Source organism: Amycolatopsis sp. NPDC039088 (assembly GCF_055598845.1).
The window spans coordinates 206,325-222,952 of sequence record NZ_JBVKAE010000004.1; the positions used below are offsets into that span (position 1 = coordinate 206,325).

Annotated in this window: 18 protein-coding genes and 1 pseudogene; 8 read left to right on the forward strand and 11 right to left on the reverse strand. The window is 67.7% G+C overall.

All coding sequences use genetic code 11. The annotated features are described in order from the left end of the window. The 3 genes from ACZ7KI_RS07370 (at window position 1) to ACZ7KI_RS07380 (ending at window position 2,851) form a co-directional block, all read left to right on the forward strand. Window positions 1-786: an SDR family NAD(P)-dependent oxidoreductase gene (locus tag ACZ7KI_RS07370; RefSeq protein WP_470272419.1), complete on the forward strand. Its 786-nt coding sequence runs from the start codon at window positions 1-3 to the stop codon at window positions 784-786. A gap of 4 nt (window positions 787-790) precedes the next feature. Continuing rightward, window positions 791-1,480 carry a GntR family transcriptional regulator gene (locus ACZ7KI_RS07375; protein WP_470272331.1) on the forward strand — a complete coding sequence of 230 codons (690 nt, stop codon included), beginning with the start codon at window positions 791-793 and terminating at the stop codon, window positions 1,478-1,480. 99 nt (window positions 1,481-1,579) lie between these two features. Next, window positions 1,580-2,851 (forward strand): aminotransferase family protein, encoded by a 1,272-nt coding sequence (locus tag ACZ7KI_RS07380; RefSeq protein WP_470272332.1) that lies wholly within the window; start codon window positions 1,580-1,582, stop codon window positions 2,849-2,851. 75 nt (window positions 2,852-2,926) lie between these two features. On the opposite strand, the gene ACZ7KI_RS07385 is transcribed toward ACZ7KI_RS07380, so the two are convergent. From ACZ7KI_RS07385 to ACZ7KI_RS07405, 5 genes are all read right to left on the reverse strand, one after another. Further along, window positions 2,927-3,121 carry a hypothetical protein gene (locus tag ACZ7KI_RS07385; RefSeq protein ID WP_470272333.1) on the reverse strand — a complete coding sequence of 65 codons (195 nt, stop codon included), beginning with the start codon at window positions 3,119-3,121 and terminating at the stop codon, window positions 2,927-2,929. Between the two features lie 122 nt (window positions 3,122-3,243). Next, complete coding sequence (locus tag ACZ7KI_RS07390; protein ID WP_470272334.1) at window positions 3,244-3,849, reverse strand: dihydrofolate reductase family protein; 606 nt, start codon at window positions 3,847-3,849, stop codon at window positions 3,244-3,246. A gap of 192 nt (window positions 3,850-4,041) precedes the next feature. Next, a complete protein-coding gene (locus tag ACZ7KI_RS07395; RefSeq protein WP_470272335.1) occupies window positions 4,042-4,677 on the reverse strand; it encodes a DUF6597 domain-containing transcriptional factor in 636 nt (211 codons plus the stop codon). Between the two features lie 21 nt (window positions 4,678-4,698). Then, window positions 4,699-5,193: a GNAT family N-acetyltransferase gene (locus tag ACZ7KI_RS07400; protein WP_470272336.1), complete on the reverse strand. Its 495-nt coding sequence runs from the start codon at window positions 5,191-5,193 to the stop codon at window positions 4,699-4,701. A gap of 52 nt (window positions 5,194-5,245) precedes the next feature. Beyond that, window positions 5,246-6,025, reverse strand: a complete 780-nt coding sequence (locus ACZ7KI_RS07405; RefSeq protein WP_470272337.1) for an IclR family transcriptional regulator — start codon at window positions 6,023-6,025, stop codon at window positions 5,246-5,248. A 134-nt stretch (window positions 6,026-6,159) separates the two neighbouring features. On the opposite strand from ACZ7KI_RS07405, the pseudogene ACZ7KI_RS07410 reads away from it, so the two are divergent. Beyond that, window positions 6,160-6,936 (forward strand): annotated as a pseudogene (locus ACZ7KI_RS07410) (SDR family oxidoreductase); the annotation flags it as partial. Here ACZ7KI_RS07410 and ACZ7KI_RS07415 read toward each other — a convergent pair. Both ACZ7KI_RS07415 and ACZ7KI_RS07420 read right to left on the reverse strand, forming a co-directional pair. Continuing rightward, on the reverse strand, window positions 6,920-8,443 hold the full coding sequence (locus tag ACZ7KI_RS07415; RefSeq protein ID WP_470272338.1) for a PH domain-containing protein: 1,524 nt from the start codon (window positions 8,441-8,443) through the stop codon (window positions 6,920-6,922). The pseudogene ACZ7KI_RS07410 and the gene ACZ7KI_RS07415 sit on opposite strands and share 17 nt — an antisense overlap. Then, window positions 8,440-8,994, reverse strand: coding sequence for a PH domain-containing protein (locus ACZ7KI_RS07420; protein WP_470272339.1), 555 nt, complete (start codon window positions 8,992-8,994; stop codon window positions 8,440-8,442). Before ACZ7KI_RS07420 ends, ACZ7KI_RS07415 begins: the two co-directional genes overlap by 4 nt. A gap of 106 nt (window positions 8,995-9,100) precedes the next feature. Between ACZ7KI_RS07420 and ACZ7KI_RS07425 the strand changes: the two genes are divergently transcribed. Next, on the forward strand, window positions 9,101-10,024 hold the full coding sequence (locus tag ACZ7KI_RS07425) for a proteasome assembly chaperone family protein (RefSeq protein WP_470272340.1): 924 nt from the start codon (window positions 9,101-9,103) through the stop codon (window positions 10,022-10,024). A 790-nt stretch (window positions 10,025-10,814) separates the two neighbouring features. On the opposite strand, the gene ACZ7KI_RS07430 is transcribed toward ACZ7KI_RS07425, so the two are convergent. Beyond that, window positions 10,815-11,468, reverse strand: coding sequence for an NAD(P)-dependent oxidoreductase (locus ACZ7KI_RS07430; RefSeq protein WP_470272341.1), 654 nt, complete (start codon window positions 11,466-11,468; stop codon window positions 10,815-10,817). Here ACZ7KI_RS07430 and ACZ7KI_RS07435 point away from each other — a divergent pair. After that, window positions 11,452-12,435 (forward strand): class I SAM-dependent methyltransferase, encoded by a 984-nt coding sequence (locus ACZ7KI_RS07435; protein ID WP_470272342.1) that lies wholly within the window; start codon window positions 11,452-11,454, stop codon window positions 12,433-12,435. The two genes, ACZ7KI_RS07430 and ACZ7KI_RS07435, sit on opposite strands and share 17 nt — an antisense overlap. A gap of 26 nt (window positions 12,436-12,461) precedes the next feature. Here the strand turns inward: ACZ7KI_RS07435 and ACZ7KI_RS07440 are convergent, their stop codons facing one another. Further along, entirely contained in the window at window positions 12,462-12,896 is a 435-nt protein-coding gene (locus ACZ7KI_RS07440) for a MarR family transcriptional regulator (RefSeq protein WP_470272420.1), read from the reverse strand. 103 nt (window positions 12,897-12,999) lie between these two features. On the opposite strand from ACZ7KI_RS07440, the gene ACZ7KI_RS07445 reads away from it, so the two are divergent. Then, window positions 13,000-13,686, forward strand: a complete 687-nt coding sequence (locus ACZ7KI_RS07445; protein WP_470272343.1) for a nitroreductase/quinone reductase family protein — start codon at window positions 13,000-13,002, stop codon at window positions 13,684-13,686. A gap of 249 nt (window positions 13,687-13,935) precedes the next feature. Then, window positions 13,936-14,751 (forward strand): hypothetical protein, encoded by an 816-nt coding sequence (locus ACZ7KI_RS07450; protein ID WP_470272344.1) that lies wholly within the window; start codon window positions 13,936-13,938, stop codon window positions 14,749-14,751. Window positions 14,752-14,945: 194 nt separating this feature from the next. On the opposite strand, the gene ACZ7KI_RS07455 is transcribed toward ACZ7KI_RS07450, so the two are convergent. Both ACZ7KI_RS07455 and ACZ7KI_RS07460 read right to left on the reverse strand, forming a co-directional pair. After that, window positions 14,946-16,202: an RNA polymerase sigma factor gene (locus ACZ7KI_RS07455; RefSeq protein ID WP_470272345.1), complete on the reverse strand. Its 1,257-nt coding sequence runs from the start codon at window positions 16,200-16,202 to the stop codon at window positions 14,946-14,948. Beyond that, window positions 16,202-16,606, reverse strand: a complete 405-nt coding sequence (locus ACZ7KI_RS07460; protein ID WP_470272346.1) for a YciI family protein — start codon at window positions 16,604-16,606, stop codon at window positions 16,202-16,204. The genes ACZ7KI_RS07455 and ACZ7KI_RS07460 overlap by 1 nt, the downstream gene beginning before the upstream one ends. Window positions 16,607-16,628 lie beyond the last annotated feature (22 nt).

Consider the following 16,628-nt stretch of genomic DNA (forward strand, 5'->3'; position numbering starts at 1 on the left):
ATGGGTCGGCTGGCCGGTAAGGTCGCGGTGGTCTTCGGCGGGGCGAGGGGTATCGGTCTCGCCACCGTGAAGGAGTTCGTCGCCGAGGGCGCGACCGTGTTCTCCAGCGATATCCGCGAACTCGCCGAGCCCGTCGAAGACGTCCGGCATTCCACTTTGGACGCCACCGACGAAGAACAGGTCGACGACTTCGTACGCGGCGTGCTCGCCGAGGCGGGCCGGATCGACGTACTGTTCAACAACGTCGGCATCCACCTGGGGAAGCCCCTGTCCGACACCACGCTCGCGGAATTCGACAACATCTTCGCGGTGAACGTCCGCGCCGCGTTCCTTGGCACGCGGGCGGTATTGCCGCATATGATCGAGCGGAAGGCAGGCAGCATCGTCACGACGTCGTCCAACGGCGGCGTGATGGGCCGCCCCGGCGACCCGGTGTACAACGCCACCAAACACGCGCTGGTCGGCATGATGAAATCGATCGCCGTCGCGCACGCGCATCAAGGGATCCGCGCGAACACGGTCAACCCGGGCGCGATCGACACCGACATGCTGCGCGGAGTCCTTGCCTCGCCGGAGGAATTCGAGGCGAAACAACACCAGCTGACCGCGAGCACCCCGGCCGCGCGGGTCGGCGAGGCGTGGGAGGTCGCGAAGGCCGTCGTCTTCCTGGCGAGCGACGAATCCCGGTTCATCAACGGGGTCGCGCTCCCGATCGACGGCGCCAAGGCCGCCGGTGCCATGCCGGGAAACCGGTACAGTCTCGACTTCGAACTCGGTGTCAGGTAACGCCATGCCCACTCCTGCCGCCGAGGAGACGCTGGCCCGTGACCGGCCCCTGCTCGAACGGAGCGGGACAGCCGAACGGGTCGCCGAGATCCTTCGCCAGCGCATCACCGAAGGTGTCTTCCCGCCGGGGTCACGGCTTTCCGAGCCGTCGATCAGCGCCGCGCTCGGCGTCTCGCGCAACACTTTGCGGGAGTCGTTCCAGTTGCTGGCCCACGAGCGGCTCGCGGTGCACGAACTCAACCGCGGCGTGTTCGTCCGGGAGCTGACCGCGCAGGACATTTCGGATCTCTACGTCATGCGGCGGGTCACCGAATGCGGTGCGTTGCGCCGCGCGTCCGAACTGTCCACTGTGGATCTTTCCGACGTCGTGGAGGCGGTACGGAAAGGTCATGCCGCGGCGGACGAAGGAGACTGGCAGGCCGTCGGGACCGCGAGCATCGCGTTCCATCAGGCGCTCGGCGATCTGGCAGGCAGTGAGCGGGTCAGTACGACGATGCGTCAGGTGCTGGCGGAGACGCGGCTCTTCTTCGTGCTGGCGGAGAACACGCGCGCGTTCTTCGAGCCGTTCCTGGAGCGGCACGAGCGGATCGTGCGCGATCTGGAACGAGGCCGGTTCGGGCCCGCCGAGACGGCGCTGGAGAAGTACCTACGGGACGCGGAGAAGCAGTTGCTGGCGGCTTACGACCGCCGGTGACAGACCGGACAGGTTCGCGGCGCGAAGTGTGCACGATGGAGTGTTCGCGTCACGGCCGGATCCGGGTGAGGATGGGGGCACGAACACAAGGAGGAAGACATGGTGTCGTCGGCATCCGCGCACAATCCGCTGTGGCACCCTTTCGCGGACATGGGAGCGGTCGACGGCGACCGGCTGGTCATCACCCGCGGTGAGGGTTCCTACGTCTGGGACGACGAGGGGAAGCGGTACTTCGACGCGACCGCCTCGCTCTGGTACGCGAACTTCGGGCATGGGCGCGAGGAGATCGCGCGGGCCGTCGCGGACCAGTTGCGGACGCTCGATTCGTACAACCTGTTCGGCTACAACGCCAACGAGCCCGCGCTGAAACTCGCCGAGCGGGTCTCCGCGCTGGCACCGGAACCGGGCTCGAAGGTGTTCTTCGGTTCGGGTGGCGGTGACGTCATCGACACCGCGGTCAAGATCGCCCGGTCGCATTTCGCGCACACCGGGCGGCCGGAGAAGGTGCACGTCATCGGGCGGACGCAGGGGTACCACGGCACCCACGGTTTCGGCACGGCCGTCGGCGGTATCGCCGCCAACGCGGCGGGCTTCGGGCCGCTGCCGGGGGACATCTCGCACGTGCCGTACGACAGCGCCGAAGCGCTCGAAGCGGAGATCCAGCGGGTCGGTCCGGAGCGGGTCGCGGCCTTCTTCTGCGAACCGGTGATCGGCGCGGGCGGGGTCCTGCTGCCGCCGGACGGGTACATCGAGACGGTCGCCGAGATCTGCCGCAAGCATGGCGTGCTGTTCGTCGCGGACTGCGTGATCGCCGCTTTCGGGCGGCTGGGGACCTGGTTCGGGATCGACCGGTGGGCCGTGAAACCGGACATGATCACCACCGCCAAGGGCATCACCGGCGGGACGATCCCGCTGGGCGCGCTGATCGTCGCGCCGAGGGTGGCCGAGCCGTTCTTCACCGGCAAGCCGGGCGCGCCGGTGCTGCGGCACGGCGCGACGTATGCGGGACATCCGGTCGCCTGCGCCGCGGGGAACGCGACGCTGGACATCTACGAGCGTGACGGGCTCATCCCACGCGGCCGGGAACTGGAGAAACCGCTGGCGGACGCGCTTTCCGGACTGGCGTCGCATCCGCTGGTCGCCGAGGTGCGGGCCGGGCTCGGCTTCCTCGCCGCGGTGGAACTGAAAAGCGACTTCCTCTCCTCCGACGCCGGCGCGCCGAACCGGCTGCAGCGGACGGCTCGGGAGGAGGGTGTCCTCGTGCGGAACCTGGCGAAGGGGATCGCGGTCTCACCGCCGTTGATCGCGGGGGAGGCCGAACTGGACCTGCTCGCCTCGGCCCTGCCTCGCGCACTGGACCGGCTGGTTTAGGCCGCCGCAAGTCCCGCCCAGAGTCCTTGCGTGTGCAAGTACCGCGATCAGAGGACGAAACGCGGCGGGGCGGCATCACCTGGAAGTCATCCGCCATACCGGCACGTTGACGACCCGCCCCGACATTTCCGGGAACTCATGCCCGCCGACCACGGTGAACCGCCACTTGTCGACCCCGCCACCGATGATCTCGGCGTAGCGCCGGGCGCCGTCCGCGTTGGCGAAGCGGACCTGCTGGCCATTGGTGAGATGGGTGATTTTGACCGCCATCCGTGCCTCCTGTCGTTCCGGTGCCGGCCCGCGGAGCTTCCCCCTCCGGGGCCGGCGCGCACAGTAGAACACATGTTCGATAAAGGTGGCCAATCGAGTCCCCCGCCCGGGGTATCCCTGGGTCAGCGGCGCACCTTGAACCGCAGGTGGAGGACCCCTTCGCCCTGGATGACCACATGCGGATCCTCCAGCAGATGCTGACCGTCGATGCGGCCGAAGTAGCGCTTCCCCGAGCCGAAGACGATCGGCACCACGTCCATCGCCACTTCGTCCACGAGGCCTGCAGCGAGGATCTGACCGCCGACGTCGCCGGCGTTCACGGCGACGAGCCGGTCTCCTGAGAGCTCCTGTGCCTTGTCGATGGCCGCCGTCACGTCGTCGACGAAATGGTAGGACGCCTCGGGGTGCCAGCCCTCGGGTTTGGGCCGGTGCGACACCACGACCACGTGGTCGCCCGTCGGCGGCCGCCCCGCCCAGCCGTTCACCAGGTCGAACAAGGTGCGGCCCATCACGATCGTGCCGATCGCAGTCCACGTCGACCGGACGTACTCGGCCGACGCCTTCGAAACCTTGAAGGGGCTCCCGGATCCGGAATGGTCGAACTCGTCGTCACCCTCGATCGGGGTGTCCCCGTTGAAGTACCACTCGTGGAGTGACCCGACGTCGTCGTTCTTGTCGGCGATGAAGCCGTCCACCGACACCACGTTGTGCATGATTACCGAGCCCACAGCGTCTCCTCGAGTCTCTTGCGTGTTCGCTTCCGATCTTTCCGGCTCGTCGGCGACGCAGGGCCAGGTATTCCGTCGGGGTGTGGCCGGTGAAGTCCTTGAACTCCTTGCCGAAGTGGGCTTGGTCGAAGTATCCCGCCGCGTGGGCGTACTCCGACCAGTCGATCGGGCGCAGGGTGTCCACGGAATTGATCAACCGGGCGAACCGGTAGCTCCGGGCCAGCCGCTTCGGGGTGTGATCCCGACATGAGCCTTGAACTGCGCGGCCAGGTGATTGACGCTCACTCCGGCGGCCTCGGTCAGCGCGCCGACCGCGACGGCGCCGTGGGAGGTCTCCAACCGCCCGCCTGTGTGCTGGACCAGTTCCAGGCCGCGTGAAGGTGCTTCGGCGAGTCGCGATCGCAGTTCGTCTTCCACCGCCCGCAAGGTCGCGGTCGGCGAGACGAGGTCGCCGATCCGGTCGACGGAGCGTCGCCAGACCGCGTCGACGGGCACCCATCGGTTCCGCAGTTCGGCGGGCGGCACGGAGACGAACGGCGAGATCCCCCACGGTTTGAAATGCACCCCGACGAGCCGCACCCGTGCCGGGTATTCGACGAGGAAACGCCTGGTCCACACGCCCATGAAGCATCCGTCGGAGAACACGGCCGACGGCACCGACGGATCGGAATCCCACAGGCCTGCCGGCTCGCCGAGATTGAGGAACAGATGGGCCGACGGCATGGGCGGGACGTTCATCCGGCGATGGCGCGGGACCCCGGTCAGGCAGTAGATGTCGTCGATGAACCGGTCGAGCGGCGGGGCGGGCACCTGGCCGACGTAATCCATGGATTCAGTGTGGCCGAGCCGTCATCGCCGCATGGTCACCCTCGGCCAGGCGTCCAGCCCACGGGCGATTTCGTGGGCGCGGATGGCCCGCAATCCGTCGGTGAGATCCTGTTCGCCGAGTGTCACGAAGCCGAGCCGGGAGTAGTACGGCGCGTTCCACGGCACCTCGGCGTACGTCGTCAGCGTCAGCCCCGCGAGACCTTCCCGTGCCGCCCAGTCCGCGGCGTGCTCGATCAGCCGCCGTCCGAGGCCCTGCCGCGCGTGGTCCGGATGGACCGACACCTGTTCGACATGGCCGTGGCCGTCGACGACCTCGGCGAGGAGATACGCCACCGGTCCGTCGTCGCCGTCACAGACCCAGGCCCGGCCGTCGTTCTGGTAGACCGCGAGCTCCGCGAGCGAAAACGGGTCGTCGTCGGCGATCGCGGCCATGCCGAGCGCGCGGAACGGTTCGCCCGCGGCGCGTTCGATCTCCTGGAGCGCGGGCAGGTCTTCGGGGACGGCGAGTCGGACCACGGCTCCAGTTCTACTCGCCGCCGTCACCGGGCGCGCGCGAATTATCGCCGCGTCAGAGGGAAAACGACGAAACGGCCCGGTGGATCCTGCCTGCGTACGACTGGAGCTTGACGATGGCGGCGCGTTTCGCGTCGTCGCCGATCCGGGTGGCCGGGGCGGCGAGGCTCAGCACCGCGGGCCGGTGCCCGGTGCTCGGGATCGGCACCGAACACGACCAGACGCCGTCGTCCAGTTCGCCCCAGCTGACCGCGTATCGGTTGACACCGGCGCGTTTGACCTCTTCCCGCACACTCGGGCCGCGACGCTGGGTGATCGACGAAAGCCGTCTCTCGCGTTCGCCTTCCGGCAGCATGGCGAGCAGCATCTTGCCCGACGCGCCGGCGCCGAGCGGGACGGAATGGCCGGGCTGGAACGTGAACCGCATCGCGCGTTCGCATTCGACCCGGTCCGCGCAGACCGCCGAATCGCCGAAATGCTGGAACAGCAGGACCGTCTCGCCCAGTTCGCGCGCCGCTTCTTCCATCGTCGGACGCGCCAGCCGCGCGAGGTCGTTGGCGAGCTGGGCGGCCCGCGCGAGCGGCATCACCTGGCTCGTCACGTGATAACGGCCGGTCTTGCCCTCCTCCAGAAGCTGGAGTTCCTTCAGCAGCGCGACATAACGGTACGTCGTGGCGACCGGGGTGCCGATCCTCTCGGCGAGTTCGGCGACGCTCGCGTCACAGCGGCGTTCGGAGAACGAAAGCAGGAGTTGCAGGACTTTGCGTGAACTGCTGGCGCCGGGGGTGCGTTTCGGGGGAGTGGTGGCGTCCAGGGATCGTGCGGCAGTCGTCATCTCGACCTCTCGCCGGGGCAATCACAAAGAGTCAAGAAAGTAGCACATTGTGTGAATTGCGGACCAGGGTCTTTGGTCCATGAACAAGCGGACTTCTTGCTAGGTTCGAATCATGGAAAAGCCATTGACCGGGCAGATCGGAAATGAACCGCCCGGAGACGATCGAGGAGACCGCGGCGCTCGTCGACGAAGCGGGCGGACGTGGGATCGCGGTCGCGGTAGACCATTTGGAGGCAGTGGAAGTCCGTGAGCTGGTGGCACGGATCGACACCGAGCAGGGCGCGCTGCACGTCCTGGTCAACGACATCTACGGGGCACCCGTCGAATGGAACAAAACAGTCTGGGAGTCCACTTTGGACACCGGGTTGCGGACCTTGCGGCTCGCCATCGACACGCACGCCATCACCAGCCATTTCGCGCTCCCGCTCATGATCAGGGAACCGGGCGCGCTGGTCGTCGAGGTCAACGACGGGACCACCGAGTACAACTCGGGCAACTACCGGGTTTCGTTCTTCTACGATCTCGCCAAGACCGCGGTGAATCGGATGGCGTTCGCGCTCGGCCACGAATTGGAACCGTACGGCGGTACCGCGGTGGCGGTCACGCCGGGCTGGTTGCGTTCCGAGGCGATGCTCGACGCTTATCGGGTCACCGAAGAGAATTGGCGGGACGCGACGAAGGTGCAGCCGCATTTCGCCATTTCTGAAAGCCCGGCGTTCGTCGGCCGGGCGGTCGCGGCACTGGCCGGTGACCCGGAGGTGACCCGCCGGAACGGGAAATCGGTTTCCAGCGGCGAATTGGCGAAGGAATACGGATTCACCGACCTCGACGGCAGCCGTCCCGACTGCTGGCGCTATCTCGTCGAGGTCCAGGACCCGGGCAAACCGGCGGACGTCACCGGTTATCGCTAGCCGTGCGTCGCAGGAACGGCGTGAGCAGGCCTGGCGCGGCCTGCTCCGCCATCGCCAGTCCGGCCGATTCGCCGACGTCGACCACCTGATAGCCGCCCCTGCCCGCCGCGATCGGGGCGGTCACGGTGATCAACCCGGCGCGACGCTGGAAGAACGAGCGGCTGACGACGATCCCGGTGACCCCTTCGCGCCGGATCGCCACGGTCGCCCGCGCCAGCGAACCGGAGCGGCTGACCAGGTACCGCCCGACGATCGCGTGGCCGAGATTGCGGTAGCGATCCCAGCCGACGAGCGCGGCGAACGGCACCAGGCCGAGCGCGACCTGCCACATCCAGCCCGGCAGGAAATCGATCCACGCCAGGCCGAACAGCGCCGCCGCGAGGATCAGCACGCCGCCGACGGCCCGGGTGAGCCGCCGGGTCAGCGCGCGCCTCGGATGCCGGTTCAGCGGCACGGTGGCCGGGTCGAAGTTCTCCCGCAGCACCTCGGCCGCGACCTCGTGGACCCGGCCGACCGGCGCGGGCGGCAGCAGGAGACCGCCGCCCTTGTCCCCGCCCTTGCCCTCGCGCAGCCCGCCCGCGATCGCGATGAGCCGCGCCCCGCCCGCGATCCGCAGCGGCAACGGTTCCTTCACCTCGACGCCGCGAAGCCGGTCCTCTTCGATGGACACCGAACGCGTGGTGATCAGCCCGCGCCGGACGTGCAAGGTGCCCTCCGTTTCCCGGGTGAGCTTGAAGTTCCAGAACGAAAGGACGTAGCCGCCAATGGACAGCAGCGAGACGACGACCAGCAGGACGGCCGCCGCGACGACGACGATCAGCCAGACCGCGGTACCGGCCAGCCCGTCGAGGAGTTCCCGCAGCGGGCCGACGTTCTCCGGCGCGATGTCCAGCTGATGCGCGAAATGCCAGACCGTGGCGAACACCGCGCCCACCACGGCGAGCCCGGACAGCGTGAACGGCGCGTACCGAAGCCATTTCCGGTCCACCTCCGCCACGACCTGCTCCGGCGGCGGCGAGGACTCGGATTCGGTGACGACTTCCTTGCGGTGCAGGAGAACCGTGCGCAGCCGGTGCGCCTCGGTCGCGCTGACGGCATCGAGCACCAGCTGGTCGGAGCCCTGGCCGTGCGAATGCCGTCCGGTGCCGATGCGCACGGCGCTGAGGGAGAACAGGCGGTGCTTCGGTTCCGAGGTGACGTCGACCGTGCGCACGCGGTCCAGCGGGATGGCGCGATGTTTGCGCAGCAGCAGGCCCGTCGTCCATTCCACCTGGCCGTCGGCCACGCGATACCGCGACGTGAGCACGTGCGAGATCCCGACCAGCACGGTCACCGCGGTGATGCCCAGCCCGATCCACTCCCAGCCGTTGCCCCGGCCGAGGATCACCGTCCCGATCAGCACCGGCAGCGATTTGACGACGTCGAGCACCGGCCGGATCAGCAGCATCCGGCGGTCGAGGCGATGCCACTGCTCCAGTTCGGCTTCCGGAGCCGTGTCGATGGTCATGTCGCGTCGCCAGGGGTGGCTTGAGTGGTCTTCGTGAGTTCCGCGGCCAGCGCCAGCGCTTCGGTGTGGTCGAGACCGGCGATCTTCACCGGACCCGAGGCCGACGCCGTGGTCACGGTGATCTTCGCCAGCCGGAACAGCTGCTCGACCGGGTCACGTTCGATGTCGACGGTCTGGATCCGTGAGATCGGCGCGATCCGCCAGTCCTGTTTGAGCCAGCCTTCCTGGGTGTACACGGCCTCGCCGGTGACCTCCCAGCGGTGGATCCGGTACCGCCACTGCGGCATGACCAGCAGATGCAGCGGGGCGAGCACGCACGAGATCAGCAGCGTCACCGTGAGCCACGTCGGCGCGTCGTCGCTGGTGAGCACGAACACCGCCTGGACGCCGATGAGCACGGCCCAGCCGACCGCTGCCCACACGGTCCAGTACCCGATGGCGCGACGGCTGACCCGGTTGGCGGGCGGGCGCAGGGTGAGCCGTTCAGGCGGTGCTGTCTCCTCTGTCACCCCTCCACCCTGCCCCACCCCGAGGCGGACTGCCCACGACAACCGTCACGGCCCGGATAGGATCTCGGCCACCAACGGCGGAATGGATGCCCCCTATCGGGGCGTTGCCACCCATAGACGGTTGTAACCACGAAAGCTGGAGGATCTGGTGGCGCTGGACCCGGAGGACCTGTACGAGGTGGACTCGGACGTCCCTGACCTCGGCGGGGCCGTGCTCCTGCACTACTTCGACGGATTCATGGACGCGGGTTCGGCCGGCAAGCTCGTCGCCGAGCACCTCCTGAACTCCTCCGAGCACCGCGTGATCGCGCGCTTCGACGTCGACCGCCTCATCGACTACCGCTCGCGGCGCCCGATGATGACCTATGCCATCGACCACTGGGAGGCCTACGACGCCCCCGAACTGGTCGTCCACCTGCTGCACGACGCCGACGGCGTGCCGTTCCTGCTGCTCACCGGCCCGGAACCGGACCACGACTGGGAGCGGTTCTGCGCGGCGGTGCGCGGGCTGGTCGAACGCTGGGACGTCCGGCTCACCACCGGTTTCCACGGCATCCCGATGGGCGCGCCGCACACCCGCCCGCTCGGCGTGACCGCGCACGCGACGCGGGACGAACTGGTCGGCGAACACCGTCCGCTGCCCAACCGGATGCAGGTGCCGGGCAGCGTCGCCGCGTTGCTGGAGTTCCGCTTCGGCGAGTGGGGGCACGACGCGGCCGGGTTCGCCGCGCACGTGCCGCATTACCTGGCGGAGTCGACGTACCCCAGTGCGGCGCTGCACCTGCTCGAGGCGGTCGCCAGGGCGACGGGGCTGAACCTGCCGGACGAGGATCTGCGGGAGGCCTCGCGCGAGGCGGACGCCGAGATCGACCGCCAGGTCGCCGAGTCGGACAAGGTCGCCGACGTCGTGCGCGCGCTGGAGCGGCAGTACGACACGTTCATGGAGGCGTCCGGCAAGGAGAGCCTGCTCGCGGAGTCGGTCGAGCACATGCCGACCGCGGAGGAGCTGGGCACCCAGTTCGAGCGCTTCCTCGCCGAGCAGCAGAACGGTGGCGACACGCCCGAGCGGTAGCGCTCAGGCCCCCAAGCGCGTGAAGGTCCCCTTCCCTCGGGTCAGCCGCAGGGGCCCGGCAAAGTCGCATAGGTGGGTCGACTATTTCTGCACTGTCGCGGGGCCGGACGCATCGGTGGTGGATCAAGGGCGAGCGGAGGTAGGGCAGGCCTGGTTCTGGACGCCGGAGAGGTTTCAATGTCCACAAGGGACACCACCGGGCGATGAGATGTCCGATTGATGCCGCTATGTACGTTTCGGCGCGAGGTCGTGAGTGATAATGAGGGTTATTGAGGGTAAGTCAAACGTGTCGTGTCGCGGGCTGTGGTCGCTGCTGCCTACGCGTTTCCCTGGTGGTGAAGGCTTCCTTGCCTACGCTGACGGTAGTGAAGGAGCCCTTCACTACCGTCAGGCGTGATCCCTGGTGACAGTGGGACGGCTGTGACATCAACGTCCCGTCTTGAAGTCCGTGAAGGCCTCCTTGAGGGACCCAGAGTCCCTCAAGGAGGCCTTCACGGACTTGCCACCCACCACGCCACCTTTGCCTTACCCCTCAATAGAACGACTCAAATCACTCATGACCCCCTCTCAAAACCGTGCAAGTCTCCCAAATCGGGCACATTTGACTCGAAAAGTGTCCCTTATAGACGGTCAGAAGCCGGGTGAGGCCTTTTGCGTGAGCCCGCTCCCGCCGGGGCCACCACGGCACGTTCGCCCTGTCCCGCTCTAGCGGCGGAGCCGACCAGCAGTTATGCGACTTTGCCGGGCCCCTGGGGTCAGCCGAGGGAAGGGGACCTTCACGCGCATCAGGTCAGTGGTCGATGGCGACCATCGACCGCGAGTGTTCCGGCCGTTCGATCTCGTCGATCAGCGCGACCGCGAGATCCGCGTAGGAGAACGGTCCCGCGTCCTCCGCGCGCGGCAGCACCCGGTGGTCCCCGGTGCGGTATTCGCCCGTGCGGTCGGCGTGTTCGTCGATCATCGCGGGCGGCGGCGCGATGACCACCCAGTCCAGCCCGTCGCCGGACGTACGGAGGACCTCCAGTTCCGCCGTGTGCCCGAGGGAGAACTCGCGGTGCGCCGACGGCCAGCCCGGCTGGTCGTGGAACGCGACACCCGGTGCGATCTCCAGCGCCGATCCGACGCCGACGACGACCAGTCTCGCGACCCCCGCCCGCCCGAGGCCGTCGATCAGCGCGCGTGCGGCGGCCGGGTAGTACACCTGGGACGGGAGATCCGCGCGGTAGATGGAACTGATCGCGGCGTCGTGCCCGGCGGCGGCCTTCGCGACGTCGTCCGCGACCGTGACGTCGGCGGCGATCAAGGTGACGTTGTCCCCGGCGAGATCCGCGTGGCGGCGGGGATCCCGGACGGCGGCGGTCACCTGGTGCCCTCGGCTGACGGCTTCGGTGACGGCACGGCGTCCGCCACGTCCGCCTGCCCCGAAGATGACGATCCTGCTCATCGCACTCCTTTTTCCGCGCCGGCCCTCGAACACCGGCGACGAACGCGATGGTAGGAGCGGACCCCTCGGTTACCGCAACGAAACCGGCTCCGGTGTTCTGGACCCGTTCACTCGAATGGTGCTGGTGTATCGTCCCGGAATGCGTCACCTGGTACCTCACTCGGCCCTGAAGACCTTGAGTCGATCGGCTCGAGGCACACTCGGCCGGGGCCTGCACCGGCTTGCCCGGCGATTCCACGATCCCTATACCGATGAACTGAACCGGGTCGCCGCGGAATTACGCGCGGAGATCGTCCGGCAAGGGGATCGCTGTTACGACCGCGTCATCGAGTTCGAAATCCGGAGCCGTCGCGACATCATCTACGCCGGCGATCAGGACGCGGCGCGGGACAGCAACCGGTTCGCTCGTGAACACCTGACCGGGACCCGGCACTTCGCCCGTCCACAAGAGACTCTCGCATACGCGCTTTCCCTTGCCCCGTCGGGGGGAATGGCCCTCGAATTCGGTGTGGCGACGGGAAATACGCTCCGCGTGATCGCCAAGGCGCGCGGCGGAGCCGAGACCTATGGCTTCGACTCGTTCCAGGGGCTGCCGGAGAACTGGCTCAACGGGATGCCCGCCGGTTCGTTCGCGCGTGACGACCTGCCGGACGTCCCCGGCGCCGAACTCGTCGTCGGCCTCTTCGCCGACACGTTGCCCGGTTTTCTCGAAAAACACGAAGGCGTCGTCGATTTCCTGCACGTGGACGGCGATCTGTACAGTTCGGCGAAAACCGTGCTCGACCTGGCCGGTCCGCGACTGCGACCGGGCAGCATCGTGCACTTCGACGAGTTCTTCAATTATCCCGGCTGGCAGCGTCACGAACACAAGGCGTGGCTGGAATACGTCGAACGTACCGGCGTCGAATTCGATTACGTGGCCTATACCTACGCCGACAACCAGGTCACCGTGCGGATCACCGGCTGAAACGGTTCGCGAGCGGAGATCGGCCTCTAATCGGCGAGCCCGTCTTCGTAAGCCCGCAGCGTATCGATGAACAAACGGCGTTGCGCCGGGGTCAGTGGGGTGAGTGCCTTCTGCCAGGCCCTGGCGCCCCGCGCGAGCCATCCGTCGATGGCCGGCCGCATCCGCTCGGTGATGCCGACGATCCGGCGACGCCGGTCGGCCTCGTCCTCGCGCCGGTCGAGAACGTCCTTTTTCGTCAGTTCACCGACCATCAGGCTCACCGTCGTCGGGGCCACTTCGAGCCGTTCGGCCAGTTCGTTCACCGTCATCGGTCCGTCGAAGAGCAGGTACGACAGTAGCGAGAGATGACGCGGCGCCAGTGACAGCGACTGGAGCTCGTCGGGGATCTTGATCCGCTTCGCGCGTCCGACCATCCGCGGCATGAGCAGCAGCAAGGCCCGGACGGCGTCGTCGACTTCCATGTCCTCGGTTGACACCGGGCACCCTCCTGGATACCTTTGCGAGCAAAGAGGCTTTGCTTGCAAAGCAAAATAGCTTTCGGTGTGATGATACCTGGGGAGTGCCGTGAAAAAGTTGCTGATCACCACCGCGGACGCCGAGACGGGACGTCCGCGTACGACCACTGTCACCTATCGGCGAGATGGGAGCCGGTACCTGGTGTCGGCGTCGGACGCTGATTCGCGGTGGTACGACGACCTCCTGGTCAGTCCACAAGCGACACTCGAGGTCGACGAGGTCCCGCAGGCCGCGCGTGCCGTGCCGTTCGACGGCCGGGAGCGGGGTGTCGCGCTGTATCCGCTGGAGATCGACGCCGCCCGTGGGCGGGCGATCGCCGATCAGCTGCTCGTCCATCACGGCGAACTTCGCAAGGCGCTCGCGGACGCGCGAGCCGAACTCGACGGCGGGCCGGTTGCGGAACGGCAGGCGCTGCGGCGCGAACTGCTCGGTCATTGCGTGACCTTCTGCAACGGCCTGCGTATGCACCACATCCGCGAGGACGGTGCGTTCACCGCGATCGAAAAGGCCCATCCCGGACTCGCGCCGGCGCTGAACAGGCTGCGCGAGGAGCACAAAGCCGTGTCCCGTGCGCTGCTCGACCTCGATGAATTGCTTCAGGGCGAGGGAGAACTCGAAAGCGCCGCCCTGCGCGAGGAGTTCGAACGGGTCGCGAAGGGACTCGAAGAGCATTTCGCTTACGAGGAGGCGAATCTGCTTCCGGCACTGCGTGGAGCCGGCACGATGTCGCCATGACCGACCTGGACCTGCTGGAGATGGGTGCGCCTCCCCGCTCACGATCTCGGGGGGATTCTCGAGGGAAATGTGACGCCGTTACTCCGAGCGGGTGAGGCCTTCGGGCCCACTTGGCGGGGACAGCGGTAACGAATGTCCGTTCCTCGGCGACTGATCGTTGTCCGCACCGATCGGCGCGACGCCCCCCGACCGGAATAGTGAGAACCGATGAAGCTTCGAAGAGCCTCACTTCTGTCTCTGGTGGCCGCTGTGGCCACGATCATGCTAGTTGCGCCGTCCTCCGCTCTCGCGGCCCCGCCGACGAGCGCGGTGGAGGTCTCGCCGACCACTATCCAACGTGGACAGACATTCGCCGTTTCGCAGACCGTCTACAACGCCGACGCGACGTCGACCATCGAAGGTGGCAAGGCGACGCTCTACGGCAAGGAATCCTCGCTGCCCGGAATCGTCGACCTGGTGTCCTGTCCCGGCGCGTTCGCCTGCGACATGCTCGGCGGCAGTATCCGCGGCGGGGTCGGCACCGTGACGCCCGGTCAGAGCAAGACCGTGCTGTTCACCTTCCGGGTCAAGGACGACGCGCCGCTGGGCAATGTCACCCTGCAGCACCAGTTCGTCGGTGACAACTACAGTTTCGAGATCCTCGACGGTCCCGTGCTGACGATCACCGACGTCCCGAGCACCGCGGACCTCGGCGTCACGCTGACCGCGTCCCCGCGCGGAATACTGACGTCGTCGGTCGAGTACACGGTCAAGGTCACGAACGCGGGCCCGGCGACGGCGTCCGGGATCCGGGTGGCGTCGACCCTCGGCAACGGGCTGCGCTTCACCGGCTCGTCCACCTGCTCGAACCCGAGCGGCACGAAGGTCGTCAACTGTGACTTCTCGTCGCTCGCGGTCGGTGCCGGCGCCACGGCCAAGTTCTCGGTGGCCGCCGGACTGCTGACCCTCGGACCGGTCAAGACGACCGCGAAGATCGTGCAGAGTTCCGTGGCCGACCCGAACGCGGCCAACAACACCGCGTCGTCGACCTGCACCGCGATCACCGGGCTCCTGCTCAGCTGCTAGGCACCTCGTGAGGGGCGATTCGGGTTCTGACCCGGATCTAGCGTGTTGCCGAAGTACATGAAGGCCCCCTTCGTTGGTGCCTAGCGCAAGGAAGGGGGCCTTCATGTACTTCACGACCGGAGGCTTTCGCTACCAGAAGAACGCGTACACGGGAGCGACACCGGCCCCACGCCACGACACATTTGACTTACCCCTCAATAACCCGGATCGCCACTCACGATCTCGCGCAGCCGGGCGACGCGGCCATGAAGATAACGCTGGTGCGGCAGGCCGGTCGCCCGTCGCGCGGCCTCCACATAGGACTCGACGGCCTCGGCGGTGTCTCCGGCCATTTCGAGCAGATGCGCTCTCGCGGCGTGGAACCGGTGGTCGTCGGAGATCCGGTCGCCGAGTTTTTCCACTGCCGCCAGCCCGTCTCGCGCACCTCGGGCCATCCCGACGGCGACGGCGTGGTTCAGCGCCACCACAGGATTGTCGGAGAGCCGCAGCAGAAGTTCGTACAGGGCCTCGATCTGCGGCCAATCGGTCTCCTCGGCGCGCGGGGCCTCGTCGTGCAGCGCGGCGATCGCCGCCTGGATCTGGAATTGTCCGGTCGGCCCGTGTGGCAGCGCTTCGGACAACAGCGCGACACCTTCGCCGATGTACTCGGTGTTCCAACGGCTTCGGTCCTGTTCGGACATCGGGATCGGTGTGCCGTCCGGAGCCGTCCTCGCCGGACGCCGGGCGTCGGTGAGTAACATCAGCGCGAGCAGCCCGGTGACCTCGCTGTCGTCCGGCAAGAGCCGGTGGACGACCCTGGCCAGCCTGATGGCTTCGGCGGAAAGCTCGCTCCGCACCAGGTCCGGTCCCGACGTGCTGGCATAGCCCTCGTTGAAGATCAGGTACAGCACGTGGAGCACCGCGTCGAGCCGCGCCGCGCGATCGGCGTCCGGCGGCATGCCGAACGGGACACCGCTGGTCTTGATGCCGGTCTTCGCGCGGCTGATCCGCCGGGTCATCGTCGACTCGGGGACCAGGAACGCCCGCGCGATCTCCGCCGTGGTGAGACCGCCGACCGCCCGCAGGGTCAGCGCGATCTGCGACGCCGGCGACAGGGACGGGTGGCAGCACAGGAAAAGCAGGATGAGCGTGTCGTCGCTGTCGGCCGCCCGCCGGTCCGCCGCGGGGGCGAGGTGCTCCTCCGGCAACGTCCACTGGACGACGGTGTCCTCGCGACGGCGCCGTGCCTGCTCGGCGCGGAGCAGATCCGTCAGCCGTCGTGAGGCGACTGTGATGAGCCACGCCCGCGGATTGTCCGGCAGCCCTTCGCCCGGCCATTGCGTCGCGGCCGCGAGCAGTGCTTCCTGCGTCGCGTCCTCCGCCAGGTCGAAATGGCCGTAGCGGCGGACGAGGGCGCCGAGGACCTGCGGCGACAACTCGCGCAGCAGACCCTCGACGCCGCTGTCCGGCACTAGAGCTCCAGTTCTTCGAAGCTGTCGGCGCACGGCCGGATGTCGACGTACCACGCCCGGCCGAGGTCGGTGCCTTCCGGATACGGGGTGGCCGCCAGCTTGGCCGCGATCTCGGTCGCGCGGTCGTAGCTCGCGCAGTCGACGGTCGTGTAACCGACCAGGACCTCCTGAGTTTCGGCATACGGTCCGTCGGTCACGACGGGCGCGCCGTCGCGCAGGGAGATCCGGCGGGCGTGGGCGGGCTGGGAAAGGCCCTGCGCGTCGACGAACTCGCCGGATTCGACCAGGTCGTTGTTCCACTTGGCCATGAACTCGTGCAGCGCGGTGACGTCGTCGGCGCTCCAGCTGCCGCTGATGGTTTCGAGATCGTGCTGCGACCCGAACATCATGATCATGTACTTCATGGCTTCTCCTCTCGGCAGGCAC

Coding starts and splice junctions, on each gene's coding strand:
- ACZ7KI_RS07370 (WP_470272419.1), top strand. CDS start 1: ATGGGTCGGCTGGCCGGTAAGGTCGCGGTGGTCTTCGGCGGGGCGAGG.
- ACZ7KI_RS07375 (WP_470272331.1), top strand. CDS start 791: ATGCCCACTCCTGCCGCCGAGGAGACGCTGGCCCGTGACCGGCCCCTG.
- ACZ7KI_RS07380 (WP_470272332.1), top strand. CDS start 1,580: ATGGTGTCGTCGGCATCCGCGCACAATCCGCTGTGGCACCCTTTCGCG.
- ACZ7KI_RS07385 (WP_470272333.1), bottom strand. CDS start 3,121: ATGGCGGTCAAAATCACCCATCTCACCAATGGCCAGCAGGTCCGCTTC.
- ACZ7KI_RS07395 (WP_470272335.1), bottom strand. CDS start 4,677: ATGGATTACGTCGGCCAGGTGCCCGCCCCGCCGCTCGACCGGTTCATC.
- ACZ7KI_RS07405 (WP_470272337.1), bottom strand. CDS start 6,025: ATGACGACTGCCGCACGATCCCTGGACGCCACCACTCCCCCGAAACGC.
- ACZ7KI_RS07415 (WP_470272338.1), bottom strand. CDS start 8,443: ATGACCATCGACACGGCTCCGGAAGCCGAACTGGAGCAGTGGCATCGC.
- ACZ7KI_RS07435 (WP_470272342.1), top strand. CDS start 11,452: ATGACGATCCTGCTCATCGCACTCCTTTTTCCGCGCCGGCCCTCGAAC.
- ACZ7KI_RS07430 (WP_470272341.1), bottom strand. CDS start 11,468: ATGAGCAGGATCGTCATCTTCGGGGCAGGCGGACGTGGCGGACGCCGT.
- ACZ7KI_RS07440 (WP_470272420.1), bottom strand. CDS start 12,896: ATGGAAGTCGACGACGCCGTCCGGGCCTTGCTGCTGCTCATGCCGCGG.
- ACZ7KI_RS07460 (WP_470272346.1), bottom strand. CDS start 16,606: ATGAAGTACATGATCATGATGTTCGGGTCGCAGCACGATCTCGAAACC.